Annotated in this window: 22 protein-coding genes; 3 read left to right on the top strand and 19 right to left on the bottom strand. The window is 64.5% G+C overall.

The genetic code is table 11. From position 1 onward, the window contains the following. Window positions 1–6: 6 nt before the first annotated feature. The 15 genes from ACT6Q8_RS17195 to ggt all read right to left on the bottom strand — a co-directional run bounded on the left by ACT6Q8_RS17195 (window position 7) and on the right by ggt (window position 16,077). The gene (locus ACT6Q8_RS17195) at window positions 7–561 is read right to left on the bottom strand and encodes a YceI family protein (RefSeq protein ID WP_054167905.1); all 555 of its coding nucleotides are present in this window, start codon (window positions 559–561) and stop codon (window positions 7–9) included. 265 nt (window positions 562–826) lie between these two features. Then, complete coding sequence (locus ACT6Q8_RS17190) at window positions 827–2,512, bottom strand: methyl-accepting chemotaxis protein (protein ID WP_444733589.1); 1,686 nt, start codon at window positions 2,510–2,512, stop codon at window positions 827–829. Between the two features lie 501 nt (window positions 2,513–3,013). Further along, window positions 3,014–5,407 carry a phenylalanine--tRNA ligase subunit beta gene (gene pheT, locus ACT6Q8_RS17185; protein ID WP_444733590.1) on the bottom strand — a complete coding sequence of 798 codons (2,394 nt, stop codon included), beginning with the start codon at window positions 5,405–5,407 and terminating at the stop codon, window positions 3,014–3,016. Between the two features lie 182 nt (window positions 5,408–5,589). Continuing rightward, a complete protein-coding gene (locus ACT6Q8_RS17180) occupies window positions 5,590–6,594 on the bottom strand; it encodes a cupin-like domain-containing protein (protein ID WP_444733591.1) in 1,005 nt (334 codons plus the stop codon). 162 nt (window positions 6,595–6,756) lie between these two features. Then, window positions 6,757–7,050 (bottom strand): DUF2442 domain-containing protein, encoded by a 294-nt coding sequence (locus tag ACT6Q8_RS17175; RefSeq protein WP_444733592.1) that lies wholly within the window; start codon window positions 7,048–7,050, stop codon window positions 6,757–6,759. A gap of 10 nt (window positions 7,051–7,060) precedes the next feature. Continuing rightward, entirely contained in the window at window positions 7,061–7,309 is a 249-nt protein-coding gene (locus tag ACT6Q8_RS17170) for a DUF4160 domain-containing protein (RefSeq protein ID WP_054167900.1), read from the bottom strand. 1 nt (window position 7,310) lies between these two features. After that, on the bottom strand, window positions 7,311–8,387 hold the full coding sequence (pheS, locus tag ACT6Q8_RS17165; RefSeq protein ID WP_444733593.1) for a phenylalanine--tRNA ligase subunit alpha: 1,077 nt from the start codon (window positions 8,385–8,387) through the stop codon (window positions 7,311–7,313). Between the two features lie 218 nt (window positions 8,388–8,605). Further along, entirely contained in the window at window positions 8,606–8,848 is a 243-nt protein-coding gene (locus tag ACT6Q8_RS17160) for a FitA-like ribbon-helix-helix domain-containing protein (protein ID WP_444739411.1), read from the bottom strand. A 141-nt stretch (window positions 8,849–8,989) separates the two neighbouring features. Continuing rightward, a complete protein-coding gene (gene rplT, locus ACT6Q8_RS17155) occupies window positions 8,990–9,352 on the bottom strand; it encodes a 50S ribosomal protein L20 (RefSeq protein WP_054167896.1) in 363 nt (120 codons plus the stop codon). 12 nt (window positions 9,353–9,364) lie between these two features. Further along, on the bottom strand, window positions 9,365–9,565 hold the full coding sequence (rpmI, locus tag ACT6Q8_RS17150; RefSeq protein ID WP_029012316.1) for a 50S ribosomal protein L35: 201 nt from the start codon (window positions 9,563–9,565) through the stop codon (window positions 9,365–9,367). A 225-nt stretch (window positions 9,566–9,790) separates the two neighbouring features. After that, entirely contained in the window at window positions 9,791–11,083 is a 1,293-nt protein-coding gene (locus tag ACT6Q8_RS17145) for an adenylosuccinate synthase (RefSeq protein ID WP_054167895.1), read from the bottom strand. Window positions 11,084–11,162: 79 nt separating this feature from the next. Next, window positions 11,163–12,326, bottom strand: coding sequence for an ATP phosphoribosyltransferase regulatory subunit (locus ACT6Q8_RS17140; protein WP_054167894.1), 1,164 nt, complete (start codon window positions 12,324–12,326; stop codon window positions 11,163–11,165). A gap of 137 nt (window positions 12,327–12,463) precedes the next feature. Then, the gene (locus ACT6Q8_RS17135) at window positions 12,464–13,012 is read right to left on the bottom strand and encodes a hypothetical protein (RefSeq protein ID WP_444733595.1); all 549 of its coding nucleotides are present in this window, start codon (window positions 13,010–13,012) and stop codon (window positions 12,464–12,466) included. Continuing rightward, on the bottom strand, window positions 13,009–14,163 hold the full coding sequence (dapE, locus tag ACT6Q8_RS17130) for a succinyl-diaminopimelate desuccinylase (protein WP_444733596.1): 1,155 nt from the start codon (window positions 14,161–14,163) through the stop codon (window positions 13,009–13,011). The genes ACT6Q8_RS17135 and dapE overlap by 4 nt, the downstream gene beginning before the upstream one ends. Window positions 14,164–14,352: 189 nt before the next feature. Next, the gene (ggt, locus tag ACT6Q8_RS17125) at window positions 14,353–16,077 is read right to left on the bottom strand and encodes a gamma-glutamyltransferase (RefSeq protein ID WP_444733597.1); all 1,725 of its coding nucleotides are present in this window, start codon (window positions 16,075–16,077) and stop codon (window positions 14,353–14,355) included. Window positions 16,078–16,255: 178 nt separating this feature from the next. Here ggt and ACT6Q8_RS17120 point away from each other — a divergent pair, with 178 nt between their 5' ends. Both ACT6Q8_RS17120 and ACT6Q8_RS17115 read left to right on the top strand, forming a co-directional pair. After that, window positions 16,256–17,203 (top strand): alpha/beta fold hydrolase, encoded by a 948-nt coding sequence (locus tag ACT6Q8_RS17120; RefSeq protein ID WP_444739410.1) that lies wholly within the window; start codon window positions 16,256–16,258, stop codon window positions 17,201–17,203. 50 nt (window positions 17,204–17,253) lie between these two features. Beyond that, complete coding sequence (locus tag ACT6Q8_RS17115) at window positions 17,254–18,285, top strand: lipid A deacylase LpxR family protein (protein WP_444739409.1); 1,032 nt, start codon at window positions 17,254–17,256, stop codon at window positions 18,283–18,285. Window positions 18,286–18,592: 307 nt separating this feature from the next. Here ACT6Q8_RS17115 and ACT6Q8_RS17110 read toward each other — a convergent pair whose 3' ends face one another. The 3 genes from ACT6Q8_RS17110 to ACT6Q8_RS17100 all read right to left on the bottom strand — a co-directional run bounded on the left by ACT6Q8_RS17110 (window position 18,593) and on the right by ACT6Q8_RS17100 (window position 21,066). Then, complete coding sequence (locus ACT6Q8_RS17110) at window positions 18,593–19,546, bottom strand: acetyl-CoA carboxylase carboxyltransferase subunit alpha (RefSeq protein WP_444733599.1); 954 nt, start codon at window positions 19,544–19,546, stop codon at window positions 18,593–18,595. An 87-nt stretch (window positions 19,547–19,633) separates the two neighbouring features. Further along, window positions 19,634–20,398 carry an MOSC domain-containing protein gene (locus ACT6Q8_RS17105; protein ID WP_102113410.1) on the bottom strand — a complete coding sequence of 255 codons (765 nt, stop codon included), beginning with the start codon at window positions 20,396–20,398 and terminating at the stop codon, window positions 19,634–19,636. Window positions 20,399–20,499: 101 nt separating this feature from the next. Further along, window positions 20,500–21,066: a methylated-DNA--[protein]-cysteine S-methyltransferase gene (locus tag ACT6Q8_RS17100; RefSeq protein WP_444733600.1), complete on the bottom strand. Its 567-nt coding sequence runs from the start codon at window positions 21,064–21,066 to the stop codon at window positions 20,500–20,502. A 164-nt stretch (window positions 21,067–21,230) separates the two neighbouring features. On the opposite strand from ACT6Q8_RS17100, the gene clpB reads away from it, so the two are divergent. Beyond that, window positions 21,231–23,867 carry an ATP-dependent chaperone ClpB gene (gene clpB, locus ACT6Q8_RS17095; RefSeq protein WP_054167888.1) on the top strand — a complete coding sequence of 879 codons (2,637 nt, stop codon included), beginning with the start codon at window positions 21,231–21,233 and terminating at the stop codon, window positions 23,865–23,867. Between the two features lie 76 nt (window positions 23,868–23,943). Here the strand turns inward: clpB and ACT6Q8_RS17090 are convergent, their stop codons facing one another. Further along, the gene (locus ACT6Q8_RS17090) at window positions 23,944–25,323 is read right to left on the bottom strand and encodes a M23 family metallopeptidase (protein ID WP_054167887.1); all 1,380 of its coding nucleotides are present in this window, start codon (window positions 25,321–25,323) and stop codon (window positions 23,944–23,946) included. Between the last annotated feature and the right edge of the window lie 536 nt (window positions 25,324–25,859).

Genomic DNA, 25,859 nt, shown 5'->3' with positions numbered 1-25,859 from the left:
CGGTCTCTATGGGCTGACCGCACCGGGCAGGTCGCTGATCTCGATCCGGATATCGACCCGGTCGGCGATGAACAGGCTGGCAAGGCCAGGGCGCATGCCGAAATCGCTGCGTTTGATGCTGGTGGTGGCTGTGGCGCGATGATCGGCCAGGGTGACATCCAGGTCGACAGGTTTTGTCACCCCGCGCAATGTCAGTTCACCGGATACGCGGCCCGAATGCGGGCCGGTGCGGACGGCGTGATGGCCGATGAAGCGCATGGTGGGATACTGCGCGGTCGCGAAGAAATCCTCGCCCCGCAGATCGCGGTCGCGCCCCGCACTGCCGGTATCGACGCTGCCGGTGGTGATGGTGACATCAATGCCGCCCAGCTCATCCGTGTCGGGATCAAAGCTGAAACTGCCGGCAATATCGGTGAAACGCCCCGTGGCTTTGGCCAGCAGAAGATAGCGGATGGAAAAACTGACCTGGGTATTGGCGGTATTGACCGTCTGCGTCTGCGGTGCCGCCAGGGCGGGAGGGGTCAGGAACAGGGCGGCGGCCAGCAGCAGGCGGCGGATCATGGGGATACTCCGGTTGGGTCCGAAGTGATGACGTCGCCGGGGTGGCGTGACCGCAGGTGGGGGCTTCTTCGTGGTTCCCTCACCCTCCCGTCGGCTGGCGCCGACGGGCCCCTCCCTCTCCCACTTTCGTGGGCGAGGGGCTAAAATTTCTTCCCTCGCCCACGAAAGTGGGAGAGGGAGGGGCCCAAGCCGGAAGGCTTGGGAGGGTGAGGGCAATGCCTTCTCCAAGCCGGAAGGCTTAGGAGGGTGAGGGCAGCTCCGCCCCTTATCCCGCCCGCACCTTCGCCACGAACTGCGCCACCTGACGGTTCAGGGCGGCACTTTCGCCGACCAGATCGTTGGCGGCGTTCAGGACATCGCCGGCCATGCTTCCGGTTTCGGCGGCGGCGCGCGTGACCTCGCCGATGGTGGAGCTGACATTCTGGGTGCCGGTGGCGGCCTGGGCCACGGAGCTGGCGATCTCGCGGGTGGCGGCGCCCTGTTCCTCCACGGCGGTGGCGATGGTGGAGACGATATCGCTGATCTTATCGATGGTGCCACCGACACCCCGGATGGCATTGGCGGCATTGCCGGCGGCGGACTGCATGGTGGCGATCTGGCTGCCGATTTCCTCTGTCGCCCTGGCGGTCTGGGTGGCCAGCGCCTTCACCTCCGACGCAACGACGGCGAAGCCCTTGCCGGCCTCTCCGGCACGGGCCGCCTCAATGGTGGCGTTGAGTGCCAGCAGGTTTGTCTGACTTGCAATATCGCCAATCAGGCGCACGATCTCCCCGATGCGCTGGGCGGCATCGACCAGGCCGGTGACGGTGCTGTTCGACCGTTCGGCCTCGGCCACGGCGTCATGGGCGATGGTGGCGCTTTCGGCCACGCGACGGGAGATTTCGTTGATCGACGCGGTCAGCTGTTCGGCGGCGGCGGCCACCGTGTTCACATTTTCTGCCGCCTGTTCGGCGGCGCTGGCCACGGCCTCGGACTGCCGATTGGTTTCATCGGCCACGCTGTTCAGGCCCTGTGCGGTGCCCCGCATGCGGTCGGCGGCACCGCCGACGGCGCTGACCACGGCCTGCATGCTGCCTTCGAAATCATCGGCCAGACGGACCAGGGCCTGACGCTTCTCCGTCTCCACCCGTTCCTCCATGGCCGCCTGTTCGTCGCGCATCCGCTCCGCCTCACGCATGCCCTTCTGGAATACGGCCAGGGCGCGGGCCGTGGATCCGATCTCGTCCCGGCGGTCGCCGCCCGACACCTTCACCGACAGGTCGCCGTCGGCCAGCTTGGTCATGGTGGTCACAATGCGGCGCAGGGGGCGGGAAATGCCGACCATGCCCAGCGCGATACCCAGGGCCAGCACGATGGCCGTGCCCGACAGGCCCACGATCAGGGTGACGGCCAGCGCGCGGTCAAACCGGCTCTGCGCGGCTTCCTTGCCGGCATCCAGCTTGGCCTGCACATCGCCCGTCGTCACTTCCAGCTTGTCCAGAACGTCGGTCAGCTTGATGTCGAACCGGTCGATCAGGATGGCGGCGGCCTGCGAGCCTTTGCCGTCCAGCGCCAGCTTGCGCGCCTGTTCGACGATTTCCAGCATGCGGCGCGTATCCTCGCGAATGGCGTCGATATCGGCCTTCCGCTCTGGCAGGATCTTCTCCACGCGGTCCAGATGGCCCGTCAGCTCATCCCGCTTCAGGGCGATCTCGTCCTGCATGCTGTCCAGGATGAAGCTGTCCGTCTCCGCCACCATCGTGTAGCCCAGGCGGCCCAGGTCGGTCGCGGTTTCCCGCGCGTTCAGGATGGCCTTGGCATTTTCCGACCGGTCCAGCATGCCGCGATATTCATCGCCCACCGCCTCCATCTGAGACAGGGCGTAAAGCGACGTGCCGATGGTCAAGACGCCCATCAGCAGCAATGGCAGAACCAGCTTCCACACGATGGGAAGATTTTTAAGCGCACGCATGTTCCCTCCCGATACTTTTTTCGGCTTGCCCGCCCTGAACTGGCTTGGGGCGCCATTTTTGTTTTCTTGCACTGTAACGGTGTTTCGACAGTCAAGCCAAGAGGGCAACAGATGGGAAGTGGCACTTTTCCTGTGTTTGCCAAGGGATGTGACAGAGGTGTGACGGTGTTTTGTTGGTGGTGACTTGGGAAAAGTGCAATGTGTATTTGAATGGAATTTTATCTATGGTGATTATTTATTGTGCACATGCAAGTGAAATGGGGGTGCGTGCAGGGTGAAGTCATCTGTTGTCTAAGAAATTCGTTTCCTGCCTGTAATGAAGTCATGAAATTCCGGATAGGAAAGGCGGCTTTTACCCCACCTTCCGTAAACGTTATGTAAGGCTGTCATCTGCGTAAGCCGGCGCGTTTGACATGCGGTCGCGGCATAATAGCCATGAAAAAAGGGGCACCACTGCGTGGTACCCCTTTCTCGATCAAGCCGGTTGCAACCGAACGTCGGTCAGCCGCGCAAGCTGGCGCCCGTGGCCTTGGCGACAGCGGCCACCACCTTGGCGGCCACATCCTCAATCTCCTTGTCGGTCAGGGTCTTGTCGACCGGCTGCAAGGTGACCGAGAGGGCCACCGACTTGAAGCCCGGCTCCACACCCTTGCCTTCATAGATATCGAAGATGGTGACATCGCTGATCAGCAGCTTGTCGGCGCCCTTTGCCGCCTTCAGCAGCTTGTCGCTGTCGGTGCTGTTGGCGACCAGGAAGGCGAAGTCACGGTCCACGGGCTGGAACGGCGACAGGGCCAGCAGCGGCTTGGCAGTGCCAGCCTTCTTCTTAGGCGCCGGCACGGCATCCAGGAACAGCTCGAACGCCACCACGGGGCCGGTCACGTCCAGCGCCTCCAGCAGGGCGGGATGCAGCTCACCGAAGCGGCCCAGGATCGTGGGGCCCAGGCGCAGCACACCCGAACGGCCCGGATGGTACCAGCCGGGCGCATCACGCGTGACCTGCAGGTTGGCGACGGGGGCGCCGGCAGCCTCCAGAATGGCCAAGGCATCGCCCTTGGCATCAAAGGCATCGACGGGGCGTTCACCCTTGGACCAGTTGCGCGGGACGGCAGCACCGGCGCGCACGCCGGCCACCACCAGATCCTGGCCCTTTTCGGACCCGTCGCGGAAGGCGGGGCCAACCTCGAACAGGCCGACATCCTTGAAGCCCTTGGCGGCGTTGCGGCCAGCGGCAGGGACCAGCGTGCCCAGGATGGAGGGACGCATGACAGCCAGATCGGCGCTGATCGGGTTCAGCAGGCGCAGCTCATCCTTGTCGCCATCGAACAGGGCCGCGACCTTGGGATCGACGAAGGACCATGTCACCGACTCGAGCAAGCCGCGCTCGGCGGCGGCCCGGCGGGCGTTGAAGCGGCGGCGCTGATCGGCGGTGAGCGCCGGGGCGGGGGTGCCGACCTCACGCGGCAGTGGCGTGGCCGGGATCTTGTCGAAGCCGTTGACGCGCAACACCTCCTCCACCAGATCGGCCTCGCCCTCCACATCGCGGCGCCAGGACGGGACGTCTGCCACCAACACGCCATCATCCCGGCGGGTGACGGTGAAGCCCAGGACGGACAGGATACGGACCTGTTCATCGACCGGCACATCCACCCCGCCCAATGCGGCCACACGGGCCGGGCGCAGGGTCAGGGTGCGCTGCCAGGCGGGTTCGGTGCCGGTCAGGCTGACGGCGCCGGCGGAACCGCCGCACAAATCCAGGATCATCGCCGTGGCCAACTCGACCTTTTCCAGGATGTTGGCCGGGTCCACGCCACGCTCGAACCGATAGCGGGCGTCGCTGTCCAGTTGCAGGGCGCGGCCCGCCTCGGCAATGCGCACCGGCTCAAACGTCGCCACTTCCAGCACGACATCGGTCGTGTCTGCGGTGACGCCCGTCGTCTCCCCGCCCATGACACCGGCCATGGAGATCATCTTGGCATCGTCATAGATGCCGATCAGGCCGGCGGGCGGGGTATATTCCTTGCCGTTCAGGGCCAGCAGTTTGTCGCCGTCTGCCGTGGCGCGCAGGGTGATGCCGCCGGTCAGCTTGGCCGCGTCGAAGACGTGCAGCGGGCGGCACAGGTCCAGGCTGAAATAATTGGTGATATCGACGAGCGCGCTGATCGGGCGCAGCCCCACGGCCAGCAACCGGTCGGCCAGCCATTTCGGGCTGGGGCCGTTCTTCACGCCCCGGATCAGGCGGAAGGCGATCTGCGGGCAGCCGGGATGGTCCAGCGTGACCTTCAACGGATTGTCGAAAGCGGGCGTCACGGGCGCGGCGGCCAGCGGCTTCAGCGTGCCAAGGCCGGCGGCGGCGAGGTCACGGGCCACGCCGCGCACGCCGGCGCAATCGACGCGGTCGGGCGTCAGGGCGATCTCGATCACCGGATCGGACAGGCCGCGCCAATCGGCGAAGGAGCCACCCACGGGCGCATCCTCCGGCAGCTCAATGATGCCATTATGTTCGTCGGACAGCAGCAGCTCCCGCTCCGAACACATCATGCCCCGGCTTTCCACGCCCCGGATGGTGCCGATGGACAGGGTGTCGCCAGAGACGGGGATCTTGGTGCCGGGAGAGGCGAAGACCACCTTGATGCCGGCCCGCGCATTGGGCGCGCCGCAAACCACCTGCACCGGGTCGCCCGCACCGGTATCGACCATGCACAGGCGCAGCTTGTCAGCGTTCGGGTGCTTTTCGGCGGAGACGACATGGGCGATGCGGAAGGCCGACAGGGCGGCACCCCGATCCTCAACCCCCTCCACCTCCAGGCCTAAGGCCGTCAGCGCGTCGGTGATCTGATCCAGCGTGGCGTCGGTGTCGAGATGCGTCTTCAGCCAGGAAAGCGTGAACTTCATGGGAATGGTCCTGATGCAAACTTCCCTGCCGCCGGGCGGGCCGGCGGGCAGCGGGGGGCGATATCGTCCACGGGTGTAACACGGGCCACGGGCCGCAGGTAAGACCGTCCTGCCGCCGGGCAGGCAGTCAGCGCCGGCAACCCTGATCCGCCGCTGCTGCGGGGATGCGGATGGGGACGGGGTCAGCCGCCCAGGCAACGCAGCAGCCAGCCCCTGATATATTGCGCCAGACGCGGCGTCAGGGGGCCGGTGACGGAGCGATGTTCGGGCGCCATATGGGCCATCGGGTCGCCATTGCGGTGGAAGACGTAATGGTCGAAGACATCGCGCCACACCTCCCGCCGCTCCGCCGGCATCTCCCCCATGGCCATGATGGAATGGACCAGGGCCTGGAACGGGTTGCCGGCCCAGGGCTTGGCATCGTTCCACCAGTAATTCACCAGCACATTGAACGGGCCGGTGGAGACGACATTGTGCCACCACATGGAGGGGATATAGATCGCGTCGCCGGGTTCCAGATCGACAGTAATGGCGGCATCCAGCGCCGCGCGGAACCGGGGATAGCGGGCGAAATCCGGATTGGCCAGATCGACCATGCTGCTAGGCTGCCCCGCCATCGTATAATCCAGCGGCCCGACATAGAGGTTGGGCAGCTGTTCGGGCGGGAAAAGGGTGAAGCGGCGATGGCCGGCCACCACGCAGGCGATATTGTCTGACTGATCGTAATGGGTGGAGATGGTGGCGGAATTGCCGATCCAGATGCGCGCGCCGGTGGAGCGTGGGATCAGGTCCATCGCATTGTCGCGCCCGAAATCCGGCAGGTTTACATCCGTGGGCACGGAACCGGTGTAGAAGGCGGGCGGGACGGGATGGTCCAGATGGGCCAGCAGCCGGTCGATGGCGGCGGACAGCGTTTCCTGCTGCCGTTCGAAATTGAAGCCGCGCATGTCATCGCGATAGAAGAACCGGCCCTTGATGGTGGGCGACCCCAGCATGCTTTCGGTCAGTTCGCCACGGTCGAAGCTTTTCAGATACTGCGCCAGCGCCTGGGGCGAGGTCCGCCCCTCCTTCACCACGGGCCAATGGGTGACCAGACCACGTAGCACGGCGGGGCGATAATGCGGCTGGATTTCCATCTGGAACCGCGCGGCGTCAACACCGTGATATTCATCCACGCCCGTTTGCATCGCTTGCTCCCGCTACACCGGCCCCGGCAGGTGGGGGATGGCGCATGGATTGGCAAGGCCACGCCCCCCGCAAACCGGTGGCCGGCGGCACAATGAAGCGCGCGGACCTTCCTGGCAAGGTCCGCCACTTATTTTCTGGCGTCGGTGATGGTTTCCTTTATGTCACTCCGCCGCCACCGGCTGGTTGAAAGGATTGTCGGCGGGGAAGGCATCGAACCACAGGGCATCGGCGTCCATGTCGACGTCGCCGGGCCAGACCAGGGATCGACCGCGCGGTCCGACGCTCACGCCCGCCAATGCCTCGGGATCGGCCAGCGCCGCAAACACGCCGCCCTGCGCGATGACCGGAGCCATGTCGAAGCGGGTGGTCTGTCCATTTTCCCAGGTCAGGGTCAGGCAAGACGTGCCGCTGGCAACCCGTACATCAACAATCCGATTCCGCAGCAATCCAGGCATGGGACAAGCCTCACAAGCGGTCAGGAACGGCATGGCTGCGGCACTTCACCCAGTTCAGTGCCAGGGCCGCCTGTCGCGGCTGCGCCCAGCCGACCACCTGGCGCAACACGCGGGCCGGCAATTGCCCGGCAATAACCTGCATATCCGCGATTCGCAGCAATGCCTCCTCCTCCCCATACTCCACATGGAAATGGGGAGGATCATGGTCCCGATAATACATCAGAACCTTGATCCCGTCGAACTCCGCGATCAGCGGCATATCAGCGGGAAAGGCCCTGCGCCAGGTTCGGCTGATCCAGCGGCACGAAGCCGTAATGGCGCAGCCAGCGCAGGTCGGCGTCAAAGAAGGAGCGCAGGTCGGGGATGCCGTATTTCAGCATCGCCACGCGCTCGATCCCCATGCCGAAGGCGAAGCCCTGGTACTTGGTGCTGTCGATGCCGCAATTCTCCAGCACCTTGGGATGCACCATGCCCGACCCCATGATTTCCAGCCAGTCGCCATGGTTGCCCAGCTTCAGCTCCCCGCCCTTGCGCGAGCAGCCGATATCCACCTCTGCCGAGGGTTCGGTGAAGGGGAAGAAGCTGGGGCGGAAGCGGATGGGCAGATCGTCGATCTGGAAGAAGGCGCGGCAGAATTCCAGGATGCAGCCTTTGAGATGGCCCATATGGATATCCTCGCCGATCACCAGACCTTCAATCTGGTGGAAGACGGGCGTGTGCGTCTGGTCATAGTCGGAGCGATAGGTGCGGCCCGGCGCGATGATGCGGATGGGCGGCTTGTTCTTCAGCATGGTGCGGATCTGCACCGGGCTGGTATGGGTGCGCAGCACGCGGGCAGCACCCTCTGCCGAGGGCGGCAGATAGAAGGTGTCGTGCATCTGACGGGCCGGATGCTCCGGCGGGATGTTGAGCGCCGTGAAATTGTTAAAGTCCGTCTCGATATCCGGACCTTCGGCGACGGTGAAGCCCATGGCGGCGAAGATGGCGACCATCTCATCCACCGTCTGGCTGATCGGGTGGATGCGGCCCTGGGTTTCGGGGCGGGGGGCCAGGGTGACGTCGATCCGCTCAGCCGACAGGCGCTTTTCCAGCTCGATGCTCTTCAACTCGCCCCGGCGGCCCTCAATCGCGGCCTCCACGGCGGTCTTGACGGCGTTCAGCGCCGCACCCCGGGCCTTGCGCTCCTCCGGGGTCAGGGACCGCATGTCGCCCATCAGGGAAGTGATGGAACCCTTCTTGCCCAGGACGGCAACCCGCACCTCTTCCAGGGCGGCGCTGTCATTGGCAGAGGCGATGGTGGCCAGGGTTTCGGCCTTGAGCGTATCGAGCGTGTCCATGAGGGGTCCGGATCAGGAAAGGGAGGGGGCGGAAGCGCCCGGTTGGAATTCGGTGAGCAGGGTGACGAGGTTGGCCCAGGGGCGACCTGGGCCGCTTGTCGGCAGTAATCGGGGCGATGTCGCGGTCGATAGCCAACACGACAGGGAAAGGTCTGTCGCAGCGGAGTTGTCTTCAGAAATCAGCTGCTTAATGACAACACTAGCATCAATGACAATGGTTACCGCTCATCTCTCATCTCGCGCAGCAAGACCTCCGACGGGACAGTACACCTGCCAGCCGTCAATGCCCGGAAAGCATCCATGCGCGCAAACAGCTCGGCACGGTCAACAGGGGGGGGCCTTACGCCATCCTTAAGGATCAGCGCCACCTCCTGGTCCAAGGTCCGACCCGACCGCAGCGCCTGATCCTCCAGCCCCTTGATCAAGCTGTCATCAAGGTTGCGGATCATCAATGAGCCCATGGAAACCTCCCGTCACGCATGACCGGATCAGACTAGCACAAAAAACCGTTTGCCTGTCGCGCACAAGCAAAAGGGGGAGCGGGCCCGCCGGGCCTGCTCCCCCTTTCAACTTGCAACCGTTCTGAGATCCGTTACCGGAAATCAGGCGGCCTTGAGAGCAGCCTCAGCCTGTGCGCACAGGCTCTTAAAGCTCTCCGGCTCGCGGGCGGCGATGTCGGACAGGACCTTACGGTCCAGTTCGATGCCAGCGCGCTTCAGGCCGTGGATCAGGGTGCTGTACTTCAGCCCGTGCAGACGCGCACCGGCGTTGATACGCTGAATCCACAGGCCGCGGAAATCGCGCTTCTTGTTGCGACGGTCGCGATAGGCGTAACGAAGCGCCTTTTCGACCTTTTCAATCGCAACGCGATAGCACTTGGAACCGCGACCACGATAGCCCTTGGCGAGCTTCAGGATCTTCTTGTGACGGGCGTGAGTGGTGACGCCCCGCTTAACGCGTGCCATAGGTCAGTCCTCTCACTTAACCCGCAGGAAATTCTCAGCGATCTTCTCGCCGTCGGCCTTGAACATAACGAACGTACCACGCGCGTTACGCTTCATCTTCAGGGGGCGCTTGCTCATGCCGTGGCGCTTGCCGGCGGCCTGGGCCTTCACCTTGCCCGAAGCGGTGAACTTAAACCGCTTCTTGGCGCCCGAATGGTTCTTCAACTTGGGCATTTTCGGTCCTTCTTCACATGTGGACGGTGGGCATGCCCCGGGCTTCTCGCCCGGCCGCACCGTCCGATGGAGCGGGTGTGTATAGAGGAGGTGCCGAGACTTGGCAAGAAGCCTAGGTAAGCGGACTCCACATAGGCACCCGGCGAGTCTGTGGGCAGGCCAAATGTTCTATCCCGTCATCCCGGCGAAAGCCGGGATGACGGGGGGAGTGACCGACCTTCCCCCTCAATCCTCAAACGGATCGCGCATCAGGATGGTGTCGTCGCGTTCGGGGCTGGTGGAGAGCAAGGTCACCGGGGCCTCGATCAGTTCCTCGATGCGGCGTACATATTTGATGGCGGCGGCGGGAAGCTGGGCCCAGGAGCGGGCACCCTGGGTGCTTTCGCTCCAGCCTTCGAACACTTCATAGATCGGTTCCACCTGCGCCTGGGCCGTCTGGCCGGCGGGCAGGTGCTGGATCACCTCGCCATTCAGCTTGTAACCCGTGCAGACCTTCAGCTCGTCAAACCCGTCCAGCACGTCCAGCTTGGTCAGCGCGATACCGGTGATGCCGCCGGTCTTGATGGCCTGGCGGACCATGACGGCGTCGAACCAGCCGCAGCGGCGCTTGCGGCCCGTGACGGTGCCAAACTCATGCCCGCGCTGGCCGATCTTGTCCCCGATCTCGTCATGCAGTTCGGTGGGGAAGGGGCCGGAACCGACGCGCGTCGTATAGGCCTTGGTGATGCCCAGCACATAACCGACCGTGCCCGGACCCATGCCCGACCCGGCGGCGGCATTGCCGGCCACCGTGTTGGAGGAGGTGACGAACGGGTAGGTGCCGTGATCCACGTCCAGCATGGCGCCCTGGGCCCCTTCGAACAGGATGCGCTTGCCCTGGCGGCGGGCCTCGTCCAGACGCTTCCAGACCACGGCGCTATAGGGCAGCAGCTTGGGCGCCACCTCGCGCAGCTGGGCCAGGACCTCATCCTTGCTCAGCTCCTCGGCGCCCAGGCCGCGCAGCAGGGCATTGTGGTGGAACAGCAGCTGTTCGACCTTGTGCTCCAGCACCGCCTCGTCGGCCAGATCGCAGACGCGGATCGCGCGGCGGGCGACCTTGTCCTCGTAAGCCGGGCCAATGCCACGGCCCGTGGTGCCGATCTTGTTGACGCCGCGCGCTTCCTCACGCGCCTTGTCCACGGCGCTGTGCAGCGGCAGGATCAGGGCGCAGTTTTCGGCCACCAGCAGGGTTTCGGGCGTGATCGTCACGCCCTTTTCCTGAATGGCGGCAATTTCCTTCAGCAGGGCCCAGGGATCGACGACGACGCCATTGCCGATCACCGACAGCTTGCCGGGGCGGACCACGCCGCTGGGCAGCAGCGACAGCTTATAGACCACGCCGTTGATCACCAGCGTATGGCCGGCATTGTGACCGCCCTGGAAGCGGACCACGACATCGGCCCGGCTGGACAGCCAGTCGACGATCTTGCCCTTGCCTTCGTCGCCCCATTGGGACCCGACGACCGCCACATTGGCCATGATATTCCTCGCTTGCGTGAGACGTCCGGGTCCGTGGCCCGGTTGGGCCCTTACCCTTGGTTGGTTTCGGTCAGGATGGTCAGACGGGCGTGGGCCCGTCCGCCGTCAGAAGATGTGAACAGGACAGGCGCTTGGCCTCCGCGACCAGATCAGTGATCGCTTCCATGCCGGCAACCGTGTGCCAGCCCTGGGCGCGCAGGGCCTGCGCCTCGGCATAATCGGTACCCAGCGGCAGCAGAACCCGTTTGACTGGCGAAGGGCCAGGCAGGGCGCGCAGGACAGTGTCGGTATAGAGCGTGAAGCCCGTGGCGGGTTCGCCCACCGGGTCGGCCCCGCCGGTGCGATACCGGCCACCGCGACCCAGCTCGCCCCGCACACCGCGTGCGAAGATCGTGAAGCTGACGCCCGTCTGATACTCAAACCCGCGCATTTCCACGGGATCGATGGTGACCGACAGGCCCGGTGCCGCCGCCGCGATCAGGCGCACGACATCGGCCAGTTCCTGACGCGCGGCCTTGGCCACATCGGGCAGGTCCACGGCGGACAGCCGTTCCACCGCCGCCGGGGCCGGGCCGCTGGCATTCAGGATAGACAGGAAAAGGGGGGCATGCGGGCCGGCGGCATCGGCCACGGCGGCGGCATCGCGGTGATCCAATGCTGCACGCAGGCGGGCATAATCATCATCGGACAGGGACAGGGCGCGGGCCACGGCGGGCACCAGCGTCGGTACCGTCAGGTCGATGGAAATGCCCTTGACCCCCACCGATGACAGGGCGCTGGCGGCCAGCAGGATGATCTCTGCGTCCGCCTCGGCCCGGTCGGGGCCGATCAGTTCCACACCGACCTGCCCGAACTGCCGTTCCTGGCGCAGGCTGCTGCCCTTCACGCGCAATACCTGGCCCGCATAGGATAGGCGCAGCGGGCGCGGTGCCTTGCGCAGGCGGGTGGTCGCGATGCGGGCGACCTGCGGCGTCATGTCGGAACGCACACCCATCATCCGCTGCGACACGGGGTCCATGATGCGGAAGGTCTGGTTGGCAAGGCTGGCGGCGGAGCCGGACAGCAGCCCTTCCTCGAATTCCACCAGCGGCGGTTTCACCCGCTCATAGCCGTGGCGATGGAATTCCTTCAGCAGACGGCCTGTCACCTGCGCCTCATGCTCCGCATCCGGGGGCAGCAGGTCACGCAGTCCGGTGGGCAACAGCGCCTTGGCCGCCAGGGCCTTGGTGGGCGTATCGGTCATGTCTTGAGCTTACCGATGGTGAGTGCCGTCAAGCGAAGGGAGGAACCCCAACACCGGTAACCGGTCTTAGCCCAGGGACCGGTTTCACGCAAATGCAAACACCCCGCACGGGCGGGCGGGCAGCCTTGCGTGACGGCTCAACCCTTCGCCGCGGCCTGCGCCAGTTGCAGCGGCAGGCTGTTGGTGGCCAGCACCGTCAGGATTTCCAGCACGACCAGACCGGCGGCGACGGCACCGGGGCAGCCGACGGCGGCCCGAACGCTGAACCAGCTATAGGCCAGGCTCCACAGGACCAGACCAATGCCGATGCCATTGGCGACAGGCAGGGTGGATTCCAGGGCCACGGCCAGGGCCAGCAGACCAGCCGCCGTGCTGACGATGCTGCACCAAAGGTAGGTGGAGACGAACAGGGGGAAGCGGTCACCGCGCCCCGTGCCAGCCAGGATCTGCGACACGGCCAGCATATAGCCCGTCATCTGCACCGCCGACACCGAGGCCGACAGCAGCAGATATGTCGTGACCTCCACCCCGTCGGGCAGGGCCATCAGGTCGGACACGGCCTGGGCCAGCAGCAGCGGCACCAGCAGCACCAGATTGCGCCAGGCCGCCGCCGGTGACGGATCGAAAAAGCCGATGCCGCGCCCATCAAGCGCGGCCAGCCGGATGGCCCCGACCAGGGGGATCATGCCGCCGCCTTGCCGAAGAAATCGGCCAGGATACGGTCATAGATGGCAGCCAGGGTGCGGATATCGGCGACATCCACATGTTCATCGACCTTGTGCATGGTCTGGCCGACCAGCCCGAATTCCACCACGGGGCAAAAATTCTTGATGAAGCGCGCATCCGACGTGCCGCCCGAGGTGGACAGTTCCGGCGTCTTGCCCGTCACGGCGGTGACGGCCCCGGCGACGGTGGCGACCAGGGCGCCGGGCGGGGTCAGGAACGCCTCTCCCGATACTGCCATTTTCAGGTCCCAGGTGCCGCCCACTTCCTCCAGCACGTCCCTGATATGGGCCTCCAGGCTCTTGGGTGTGTGCAGGTCGTTGAAGCGGATGTTGAATTTGGCCGTGCCCTTGGCCGGGATCACATTGCTGGCCGGGTTGCCGACATCGATGGTGGTGATGGCCAGCGTGCTGGGCTGGAAATGGGCAGTCCCTTCGTCCAGCGGGCTGTCGGCCAGCATGGAAAGGGCCTTGGTCAGGCGCGGCAAGGGATTGTCGGCCAGATGCGGATAGGCGACATGGCCCTGCGCACCATAGGCGGTCAGCGTGGCCGTCACCGACCCACGCCGTCCGATCTTCATCATGTCGCCCAGGACGCGGGGGTTGGTGGGTTCGCCCACCAGACAGGCGTCGATCACCTCTCCGTTCGCCTGCATCCAGTCCAGCACCTTGCGGGTGCCATTGATGCTGGGCCCTTCCTCATCCCCCGTGATCAGCAGGGAGATGGAGCCATCGGGCGTACCATTCCGGTCCAGAAACGACTTTACGGCGGATGTGAAGGCGGCGATGGCGCCCTTCATGTCGGACGTACCGCGACCGTAAAGTTTGCCATTGATGATTTCGGCACCGAAAGGATCGACGGTCCAGGCGGCGGCATCACCCACCGGCACCACATCCGTGTGCCCGGCGAAGCAGAAATTCGGGCTGTTGGTTCCTAAGCGGGCATAGAGATTATCGACCGGGTCGGTTCCCGCCTCTTCAAACACCAGCCGTTTGCAGACAAAGCCCATGCCTTCCAGCAGCCGCTGCAACACACCCAGCGCGCCGGCATCGGCGGGGGTGACGCTGGGGCAACGGATCAGGTCCTGGGTCAGGGCGACGGGGTCGATGGTCATGGGGAAGGCTCGGAAACGTTCGGGTCGGTACGGTTTTAACAGATTGGCTTATCCGTCATCCCGGCGAAAGCCGGGACCCAGGGGCCATGGGATCAAAGCTTGACGCTTTATGCCTGACGCTGTTCGGCGGTCGGGCGCTTGGCCCCTGGGTCCCGGCTTCCGCTGGGATGACGACAGGTGGTTACAGGATCAATAGCCCGCCGCGTGGCCGTCGACGCGCATTTCGGTGCCGGCGCGGTAGACGCCGTTCACATGGTCGCGGACGATGGCTTCATAGCTGCCATAATGCAGGCCGGGCTTCACCTCCACCTTGTGACCGCGCTTCTTCAGCTCTTCGATCACGGCAGGCGACACGCCCTGCTCAACATAGACGATCCCCACGCCCTCGCCGGCCTCGCCGGTCGGCTCGGGCGAGCCTTCATGCTGCCAACGCGCGGCGTCGCCGGCTTCCTGCACATTCATGCCGAAATCGATCATGTTGACCAGGACCTGGGTATGGCCCTGCGGCTGCATGCCGCCGCCCATCACGCCATAGGCGGCGAAGGGCTGGTTATCCTTGGTCACGAAACCGGGGATGATGGTGTGGAAGGGGCGCTTGCCCGGCGCATAGACGTTGGGATGCTTGGGATCGAGTGCGAATTGCTCGCCGCGATCCTGCAGCATGAAGCCCAGACCGTCGGGCACCAGACCGGAACCCATGCCACGATAGTTGGACTGGATCAGCGCCACCATCAGCCCATCCTTGTCGGCGGTGGACAGGAAGATGGTGTCATGGCTTTCCGGCATGATGCCGGTTTCCGGTGCCCCGGCCTTCTTCATGTCGATCTGGGCGCGGCGCTTGGCGGCATAGTCCTTGGAGATCAGGGTGCTGATGGGCAGCTTCACGAATTCCTGATCGGCATACCAGCGCGAGCGGTCGGCAAAGGCCAGCTTCTTGGCTTCCACCGAGACATGGATGAAATCGGCGCTGTTATGGCCCATGGATTTCAGGTCATAGCCCTCCAGGATGTTCAGCATCTGGAGCGTGGCCAGACCCTGGCCGTTGGGCGGGATCTGCCAGACATCATAGCCGCGATAATTGGTGGAGATGGGTTCCACCCATTGCGCCTTGAAATCCGCGAAATCCTCATAGCGCAGCGGGCCGCCGATCCGCTTCATATAGGTGTCGATGGTCTTGGCGATGGGGCCCTTGTAATAGGCGTCATGACCGCCCTTGGCGACCAGCGACAGCGACTTGGCGAGGTCGGGATTGCGGAAGATCTGCCCGGCCACCGGCGCCTTGCCGTCGATCAGGAAGGTCTTCTTGGCATTGTCCAGTTCCTCAATCACGCCCCCCATCTGGTCGAAGCGCTTGAAATTGGCGGCCCAGCCCTTGGCGATGAAGGGCGACAGGGGGAAACCGTCATTGGCATAGGCGATGGCCGGGGCCAGCACCTTTTCCAGCGGCAGCTTGCCGTATTTCTTGTGCAGCTCAACCCAGCCGGCGACGGCACCGGGGACGGTCACCGACAGGGAGCCATGGGATGGGATCATCTTGCCCGGCCCCAGACGCTTGACCAGATCGTCCAGCGTCTGACCTCTGGGTGCGCGGCCCGAGGCGTTCAGGCCCACGACCTTCTGTGCCTTGGGGTCCCAGATCAGAGCGAACAGGTCCCCGCCCATGCCGCTGCCCGTGGGTTCGACCAGACCCAGCGTGGCATTGGCGGCGATGGCCGCGTCAACGGCACTGCCGCCCTGTTGCAGGATGGAGATGGCCACCTGGGTCGCCAGCGGCTGCGACGTGGCCGCCGCACCATTCTTGGCGATGATCTCCGACCGGCCCGCGAAATTGGCACCGACCAGACGGTCACCGCGCCCGGCCTGTGCGCCGTCCACATAATCAGCAGCGACGGCGGTGTCCGTGATGATCGGCATGACACACAGCGCCCCCAGAAGCAGCGTGGCCAGCCCACGCCTTGTCCCTTGATGCATAGTCCGATTGCCTTCCTGTGCCTGGATTGCGGGCCTTCGCCCTGTCTCATTGTCCGCCGGTTTCCCAGCGCCTTTGCTTGTACGTCCGCCGCCTGGTGGCGGCAACCCTTGCAGCCGGCCTATGCCCCGTGCAAGCCTGCGCCAAATCCGTTTTCCGGGAGATGTGATCGTGCGGGTAATGGTCAATGGTGCGCCGCTTTATTTCGATGTCGAAGGCGCGGAACTGGTGCCCGACGGGGGCAGTCTGCGCAAGAAGCCGACCTTGCTGCTGCTGCATGGGGGGCCGGGGTTCGACCATGCCAGCTTCAAGCCGGCCTTCAGCGTCCTGTCAGCGGATGCGCAGGTGATCTATTTGGACCATCGCGGCCAGGGGCGCAGCGGTGGCAGCGATCCCGCCACCTGGACGCTGGCGCAATGGGCCGATGATGTGAAGGGCTTTTGCGACGCGCTGGAGATCGACAAGCCGTTCGTGCTGGGCAACAGTTTCGGCGGCTTCGTCGCCATGGAATATATGCGCCGCCATCCCGGCCATGCGGCGGGTGTCATCCTGTCCTCCACGGCGGCGCGCATGCAGATGGACCTTATCGTCAAGGCCTTTGCCCGACGCGGCGGCCCCGCCATCGGGCAGGCGGCGGATGATTTCTGGTCCGACATCCGCGCCGACAAGGTCCTGCCCTATGCGGCCCAGGTCATGCCCTATTACACGGTGAAGGCGCCTATGGACGGGCCGGGCCGGGCACGGTCGATCATGCGGCCGGAGGTTCTGGAACATTTCTCCGGCAAGGGTGGGGAAATGTGGGGCATGGATTTCCGCGACAGCCTGCCCCGCGTCACCGATCCGGTTTTGGTGCTGTGCGGGGATCAGGACCCGATCACGCCCTGGGAATGTTCGGAGGAGATTATCGGCCTGCTGCCCCAGGCGACCAGCCGGCTGCACCGGTTCCCGCATTGCGGGCACGGCACCTTCCGCGACGATCCCGATGGCACCTTCGCCCTGATCCGGCAGTTCATGGGTGTCGGCCATACGGTCGAATCCGGGCAGGGGGCACCCATTAACGCACCGGTGTGAGGGGCGTCACTGCGGTGCGGGTGCGGGTGGTCCATTCCCGTTAACCAAACTTGAACAACGCTCACCTGATCATGTCACGCGCCCGCACCCTTTTCCTGTCGCTGCTGGCCGGCCTGGCCCTGACCGGGCCGGTGCGGGCGGAGATTACCGGGCCGACGGCAGGCGCGGAGACGGGCACTCTGACCCTGATCCTGGAGAACGACCTGTTCTATAATTTGGATCGCCATTACACCAACGGGGTACAGGCGGTCTGGACCACGGCGCGGGACGAGGTGCCGGACTGGACCCGGCGCTGGGCGCGGTGGGTGCCGTTCTTTGCCCAGGATGGGCATGTGCGGGCCGTGTTCGCGGCGGGTCAGAACATGTACACGCCCAGCGATATTGAAACCCGCAACCCGCCCTTGAACGAGCGGCCCTATGCCGGCTGGCTGCACGGGTCGGCCGGGCTGATCAACGAGACCAACCGGCGGATGGACCAGCTGCAGCTGACGCTGGGCGTGGTGGGGCCGGCCTCATTGGCTGAACCGGCGCAGAAGATCGTGCATCGCCTGACCGATGCGCCCAAGCCGATGGGGTGGGACACGCAGCTGCATAATGAGCCGGGCGTGGTCGTCACCTATCAGCGCAGCTGGCGCTATGATCTGGTGGAAACCACCGGTTTCGGCATCGACATCATGCCCCATGTCGGCGGTGCGGTCGGCAATGTCTCCACCTATGCCGATGCCGGCTTCATGCTGCGTGCCGGATGGCAATTGCCCGCCGATTTCGGGCCGGCCCGCATCCAGCCATCCTTGCCGGGCAGTGGCTTCTTTGAACCCGATGCCCGCCATCCTGTGGGCTTCTACTGGTTCCTGGGCTTCTCTGGCCGGGCCGTGGCCCGCAATATCTTCCTGGACGGCAATACGTTCCGCGACAGCCGGTCGGTGGACCGCAAGGTCTGGGTTGCGGATGTGCAGGCGGGTATGGCCATCAATATCTACGATGCCCGCATCACCTATACCCATGTCTTCCGAACCCGCGAGTTCAGCGGGCAGAAGGAAGGGGATGAGTATGGGGCCGTGGCGGTGACGTGGCAGTTTTGAGGGAGCATTCGCAATATCCCCAATGACGGGAAATTGCATGGACTTGTAATCGGATTTTCGCTGAATATGAAAACGGCGGACCGCAATCCCGCGGCCCGCCGTCTATGGAGGTACGACATGCATAAACTGTCGTGTCTCCTGGTGCTCCGTATCCCCATCTGGCGGCGGCGTGTTTTGCACGTCACCATCATGCTGGGGTAAGGGCCTAGGAGAGGGTGGGGTGGAGCTCGAACCTCCGTCCCACCTTCCTCTTCAATATAGGTGAAACCCGCGCACAAGTCTATCGGTGCGAGAGTAATTGTGCAGGTCAGCCCAGGCCCTTCTGGCCCATGTCCAGGAATTTCTGGCGGCGGTTCTGGCGGAGCGTGGCACCGTCCTGGCCGCGCAGACCTTCCAGCGCGTCTTCAATGGCGTTGCCTAGCGCGCTGATCGTTTCCTCGCGCCGGCGATGGGCGCCGCCGATCGGCTCCATCACGACGCGGTCAATGACGGCCAGTTCCTTCAAGTCCTGGGCCGTCAGGCGCAGGGCCTGGGCCGCGTCGGCGGCATTGGCGGCGGACCGCCACAGGATGGACGCGCAGCCTTCGGGCGAGATCACCGAATAGATCGAATGTTCCAGCATCAGCACGCGGTCGGCGGCGGCGATGGCGATGGCGCCACCGGACCCGCCCTCACCGATGATGGTGGACACCATCGGCACGTTGAGGCGCAGGCAGCTTTCGATGGACTTGGCGATGGCTTCGGCCTGGCCGCGTTCTTCCGCCGACACGCCTGGGAAGGCGCCAGCCGTATCGACCAGCGAAATGACGGGCAGGTTGAAACGGTCGGCCATGGCCATCAGGCGCTGGGCCTTGCGGTAACCTTCGGGCTTGGCCATGCCGAAATTGTGCTTCACGCGGGTTTCGGTGTCGTTGCCCTTTTCCTGGCCGATCACGACCACGGAGCGGCCCCGGAAACGGCCAAGGCCCCCGATGACAGCGCGATCTTCCCCGAACAGCCGGTCGCCGGCGAGCGGCGTGAAATCGGTGATCAGCGCCTGCACATAGTCAAGGCAGTGCGGCCGGTTCGGGTGGCGGGCCACCTGTACCTTCTGCGCCGGGGTCAGCTTGGCATAGGTGGCGCGCAGCAGCTTATCCACCTTGTCCTGAAGCTTCTTCACCTCGTCGGCGATGTTCAGATCACCGCCATCGGCAAGGTGGCGCAGCTCCTCGATCTTGGATTCCAGCTCCGCGATCGGCTTTTCGAATTCCAGGAAATGCATCGACGTGACTGTTCCGCCCTTGGCATGAAGCGGGCTGATTAGCATGAGATGGGGCGGAGGGCCATAGTGTGTGTGCGCAGAGGTGGATTAATCCAAAACCTGCACCGCATCGCCCGGCTTGATCTCCCCGCCCTGTTCGACACGGGCATAGACGCCGCAGACCACATGGTCGAAGCCGCTTTTCAGCGCCTTCAGCAGGGCCATGTCGCGTTCGCCCGTGGCGGGGTTCACCTCCACCGCCGCACAGCGGGTGGTGGTCTTGAACACCGACAGCACCGTGTCGCCAATGGCGATGCGCTTGTCCACCCAGGCCATCTCCGCCCAGGGTTCCAGGCCCGCCAGGTGCAGATTGGCGCGGAACCGCAGGGGATCGACGGGCCGTTGCGTCACCCGCCCGATATCCTTTACCGAGGCGAGGTTCAGAAGCGATACGGCCTTGTCCGGAATGTCGGTGAAGTTATGGCCGGGGCTTTCCACGATCTTATAGGGACCGGGGACGGCGGCATCCTTCATATAGGCGGACAGGAACTGATCAATCAGCAGACGGCCCGTGGCCGTATCGATGCGCCCGCCGGCCACCCGCTTGCCATTGCGGTTCAAGACCAGCATGCAGGTGGCGGGGTCGAACACGGCCTGCAGGGTCGCCAGCTTCTCATCCCGCAGCAGGACCAGGAAGTTGGTCTTCGGCTTCCAGGCCGGTTCCAGCGGGTCGAACTGCGTCGCCCGGTGCAGAATGGCAAAACGCCGGTCATGCGGCAGGCAGCCGCCCGGCGTCAGGGTGACATGGTCCAGCGTCTGGGCGGTCAGGCCCTTCACGGGATAATAGTGAATAGTGTCAAGTTTGATGGACATGATGACGACAGGATAATCTGCCCTGCGGTCACGGCGCAACCCGGACAATACCCAAAAACCGGTAATTTAGTTTCCTAGTTCCCTGGCCGCCTCCTGTAACGTCAGAACAGGCCCAATTGCTGTGCCGGCAATACCGCCCCCTCGATCCGCAGCAGGGTCAGCTTGGTATCCACCCCGCCGGGGGCGGAGAAGCCACCGGTCCCACCTGCTGCCGCCATCACCCGGTGACAGGGCACCAATATGGGCCAAGGGTTGCGGCCCAGCGACTGCCCCACCGCGCGCGGCACGATGGAGGGCGGCATGCCGGTCAACACATCCGGCGGCAGCCGCTTGGCCACCTGCCCATAGGTCAGGGTCTGTCCCGGCGGGATGGCGCGGGCAATGGCATAGACGGCGCGGTCGAAGGGACCGGTCGCCGCCATATCCAAGCGGATTTCCAGCAGATCGCGTTTCTCCCCCGACAACAGGGCGCGGATGCCGGCGATGGCCGATGCGGCTTCCGCATCCGGTCCACCCGGTATTGCCCCCGGCACTGCCCGGCGCATCTTGTCCGCCAGATCACCGCCTTCCACCGCCGGCAGGCGCACGGCCAGCAGCCCGCCCGATCCCCAGGCGATGGCGCAGGTGCCGACGGATGTGTCGAACAGGTGGAAATATCGGTCGCTCATGCGGGGTAACATAACCGTCCGGTCAGATGCCGTCACGGACCCTTGCGGGCTTGGGTCCTGCTTCCCACATCAGATACGATCCTCCCGGATCGCACATGACGTGGATCATCGCATTCATCGGGCCTAGAGAGGACGATGGGGCAAAATCGGGGAGTTAGTGGGTTATGGATTTCAAGAACTATACCGAACGCGCCCAGGGTTTCATTCAGGCGGCGCAAGGGGCGGCGGCGCGGGCTGGACATCAGCAGCTGACGCCCGAACATCTGTTGAAGGCGCTGCTGGAAGACCAGGAGGGCATGGCCGCCAACCTGATCACCAGTGCCGGCGGCAATGCCCGCGCGGCAGAGGCCGGTATCGACGCGGCCCTGCGCAAGCTGCCCAAGGTGGAAGGCGGGGGCACCCAGCTATTCGCGACGCGCGAACTGGTCCGGACCTTTGAACAGGCGACAGAGCTGGCCAAGAAGGCCGGTGACAGTTTTGTCACCGTCGAACGGCTGCTGCTCGCGCTGGCCCTGTCCGCCGGTACCGATGCGGCCAAGGCCCTTTCCGATGCCGGCGTGACGCCGCAGAAGCTCAACGAAGCCATCAACAGCCTGCGCAAGGGCCGCACCGCCGACAGCGCGTCAGCAGAGCAGGGTTATGATGCCCTGAAAAAGTATGCCCGTGACCTGACGCAGGCGGCCCGCGACGGCAAGCTGGACCCCGTGATCGGGCGTGACGAGGAAATCCGCCGCACCATCCAGGTGCTGGCACGGCGCACCAAGAACAATCCCGTCCTGATCGGTGAGCCCGGTGTGGGCAAGACCGCCATCGTGGAAGGGCTGGCGCTTCGCATCATCAATGGCGACGTGCCAGAAGGGCTGAAGACCAAGCGTCTTCTGTCGCTGGACCTCGGCGCCCTGGTGGCCGGTGCCAAGTTCCGGGGCGAGTTCGAGGAGCGGTTGAAGGCCGTGCTGTCGGAGATCCAGTCGGCGGCGGGTGAGATCATCGTCTTCATCGATGAGCTGCACACCCTGGTCGGGGCCGGCAAGGCCGATGGCGCCATGGATGCGTCCAACATGCTGAAGCCGGCCTTGTCGCGGGGTGAACTTCACTGCGTGGGCGCCACGACGCTGGATGAGTATCGAAAATATATCGAGAAGGACCCGGCCCTGGCCCGGCGGTTCCAGCCCGTGTTCGTGGCGGAGCCGACGGTGGCCGACACCATCTCCATCCTGCGCGGACTGAAGGAGAAGTATGAGCTGCACCATGGCGTGCGCATCACCGACAGCGCCATCGTCTCGGCCGCCACCCTATCCAACCGCTACATCACCGACCGGTTCCTGCCCGACAAGGCCATCGACCTGATCGATGAGGCAGGCTCCCGCCTGCGCATGGTGGTGGACAGCAAGCCGGAAGCCATTGACGAGCTGGACCGCCGCATCATCCAGCTGAAGATCGAGCGAGAGGCCCTGAAGCGTGAAACCGACCAGGCCTCCCGCGACCGGCTGGAGAAGCTGGAAACGGAACTAGCGGAGCTGGAGCAGAAATCCGGCACCCTGACGGCGCAGTGGCAGGCGGAGAAGGACACGCTGACCGGTGCGCAGAAGCTGAAGGAAGAGCTGGAGCGGGCGCGGGCCGAGCTGGAACAGGCGCAGCGGGCGGGCGATTGGGCGCGCGCCGGCGAGATCACCTATGGCCGCATCCCCGACCTGGAAAGGCGCCTGACCGAGGCCGAAGCCGCCAGCCAGAACCGCATGCTGAACGAGGCCGTGCGCGAACAGGATATCGCCGCCGTCGTCAGCCGCTGGACCGGTATCCCCATGGACAAGATGCTGACTGGCGAGCGGGAGAAGCTGTTGCAGATGGAAACCCATCTGGGCAGCCGCGTGATCGGACAGCAGGAGGCGGTGATCGCCGTCGCCAATGCTGTCCGCCGCTCACGCGCCGGCTTGCAGGACCCCAACCGCCCTATGGGCAGTTTCCTATTCCTCGGCCCCACGGGCGTGGGCAAGACGGAGCTGACCAAGGCGTTGGCAGAGTTCCTGTTCGATGACGAGACGGCGATGGTTCGGCTCGACATGTCCGAATATATGGAAAAGCATGCGGTCAGCCGCATGATCGGTGCGCCTCCGGGCTATGTCGGTTATGACGAGGGCGGGGCCCTGACGGAGGCGGTGCGCCGTCGCCCCTATCAGGTGGTGCTGTTTGATGAGGTGGAGAAGGCGCATCCCGATGTCTTCAACATCCTTCTGCAGGTGCTGGATGACGGCCGCCTGACCGATGGCCAGGGGCGGACGGTGGATTTCCGCAACACCCTGATCATCATGACCTCCAATCTCGGCTCCGAATTCCTGGCCAACCTGCCCGATGGGGAGGACAGCTCGGCGGCGCGGGACCAGGTGATGGAAGTGGTGCGTGGCTCCTTCCGGCCGGAGTTCCTGAACCGGCTGGATGAGATCCTGATCTTCCACCGTCTGTCGCGTGGCAATATGTCGGGCATTGTGGAGGTGCAGCTGGGGCGCCTGACCAAGATGCTGGCGGAACGGGAACTGACCTTGGAACTGACGGGGGCTGCCAAGGAATGGCTGGCCGATAAGGGTTATGACCCTGTCTATGGCGCGCGGCCTTTGAAGCGCGTGATCCAGCGGGAATTGCAGAACCCGCTGGCCACCCGCATCCTGGAGGGCAAGGTCGCCCCCGGCACGCCGGTGCGGGTGGATGCCAATGAGGACGGGCTGCTGATCCAGGGTGAACCCGCCCATGGCCCGCTGCCGCCCGCCGGCGAGTCGGCCTGGGGGCAGGCGCGCACACTGCACTGAGCGTCACGGCAGCAAAAAGCCCGACCGAAGCGATTCGGTCGGGCTTTTCTTTGCCTTTGCATGGCCTGAAAGGCGATCAGCAGCCGCGCTTGCGGTCGCAGCTCGCCTTGGACGGCTTGGTGGCCTTGGGCGTGGCGGCGACAAGGCCGATGCCATCTGCGGCCTGATCGCCCCCGGCCTCGAAGCGTTCCTGAAGGCTGGCCATCACGCCCTTGAAACGGGCCAGTTCCTTGCCTTCCAAGTTGCGGCCCGTGGGCACCGCCACCGACAGCGGATTGACCTGCTGTCCGTTCTTCACGATCTCATAATGCAGATGCGCACCGGTCGAACGGCCCGTGGTGCCGACATAGCCGATGACATCGCCCTGGGCCACGCGTGCGCCCTTGCGCATGCCGGCACCGAATCGCGACATGTGGGCATAGGCGGTGGAAATCTCACCATTGTGCCGAATGCGGATATAGTTGCCGTAGGACCCGTTCGGCCCGATCTCATCCACGACACCGGCACCGGCGGAATAGATCGGCGTGCCCGTGGGGGCCGCGAAATCCACGCCCTTATGCATCTTGGAATAACCCAGCACCGGGTGGCGGCGCATGCCGAAACCGGAAGACAGGCGGGCGCCGTCAATGGGGGTCTTCAGCAGGGCCTTGCGAATCGAGGAACCCTGGGCATTGAAGAATTCCGCGATGCCCTGGCTGTCCTCATAGCGGTAGATGGCCTGTTCCTTGCCCGACAGGGTCAGCGAGGCATAGAGGATATTGCCATTGCCGCCGGCAACCACCTCTCCATCCTCGGTCACCACCTGCTCATACAGCACCTCGAACCGGTCACCCGGCTGGATGTCGCGCTGAAAGTCGACATCATAGGAGTAGTTGCGGATCAGCTCGGTCAGCACATTCATCGGCACGCCGGCGGCGCGGCCCGATTCGAACAGGGACGAACGGATTTCACCCTGTGCGGCGACGGCACGGCGCCCCAGCTTCTTGGCCGTTTCGGCGGCCTGGAAGCGCACGCCATTGAAACTGACAGAGACGGAGCGTTCCACGGCGGGCTGGAACTCAAACCCGACGAATCGATCTTCATCGCCCGTGCGATCGAACATAACCTCGACGGGCTGTCCCTGCTTCATGCGGCGAGGGTCGTAAACAGCCTTCAGGGCGGTAATGGCTTCCTGCGCATGCGGCTGCGGCACGTCGGCCTCCAGCAGCACCTGCATCAGCGTATCGCCACGGCCCAGATTGACCAGGCGACGCTCCACGGGATCGGCGGCCTTCTCGACATCGCCCCAGGCATCGGGGGCAGCGGAGGCGCCTTGCTGTGCATCCAGGGAGGCGAGGGCAGGTGCGGCTTCCAACGCCGCAGGCGACGTGGACAGGCTGGTGGAGTGAAGGAAGGCGGCGGTCCCGGCGCCCCCAAGGGCGGCAAGGGCAATGGTCGCAATCGCAAAACGCTTCATCAGCACTGACGAACCTCCATCCCCACGCTCCTCCTGGCTTTTTTGACCGATTGGCTGCCGGGTTACGGACCCGGCGGATGTTCGCGGAAGTGACGGCCCCGACACTGTCAACGACGCTCTTCATTCAAAGAATGCGTTTGCCGCAGCGGACCCGTGCTTCCCGCACCGATGTGCTTGGCATAATCCCCATCCGGGGGGTGGAATGCGAGCAAAAAGACATAGGCCGCCGGAAAAAACTTCGCTCCCAACTCATCTTTAGGGGCTTGACGCCCGTACAGGGACGGATGGGACCCATGCCATCCGGCATAGATGATTGCGCTTATATAATTAAGATCGCGCGCGCGTGACGCGCGCTAGGGCGAATGTTTCACTTTCTTTGAAAATAACGCTTGCCAGCCCGGTACTGCCTGTCCTATACCCCGGCTCCCGCTTGGGACGGCGCTTTTCGGTGCTGAGACGAGCGGGGTTTGGATGGTGGTTTTGGCCAGTATCCGGTGGTTCTTTGGCTGGTTTGTCTGGCCATACAAGTTAACAAG

Source organism: Niveispirillum sp. (genome assembly GCF_052437035.1).
Lineage (GTDB): Bacteria > Pseudomonadota > Alphaproteobacteria > Azospirillales > Azospirillaceae > Niveispirillum.
Note: the sequence above shows the minus strand (reverse complement) of the source record. Positions and strands in the feature narration are given on the sequence as shown.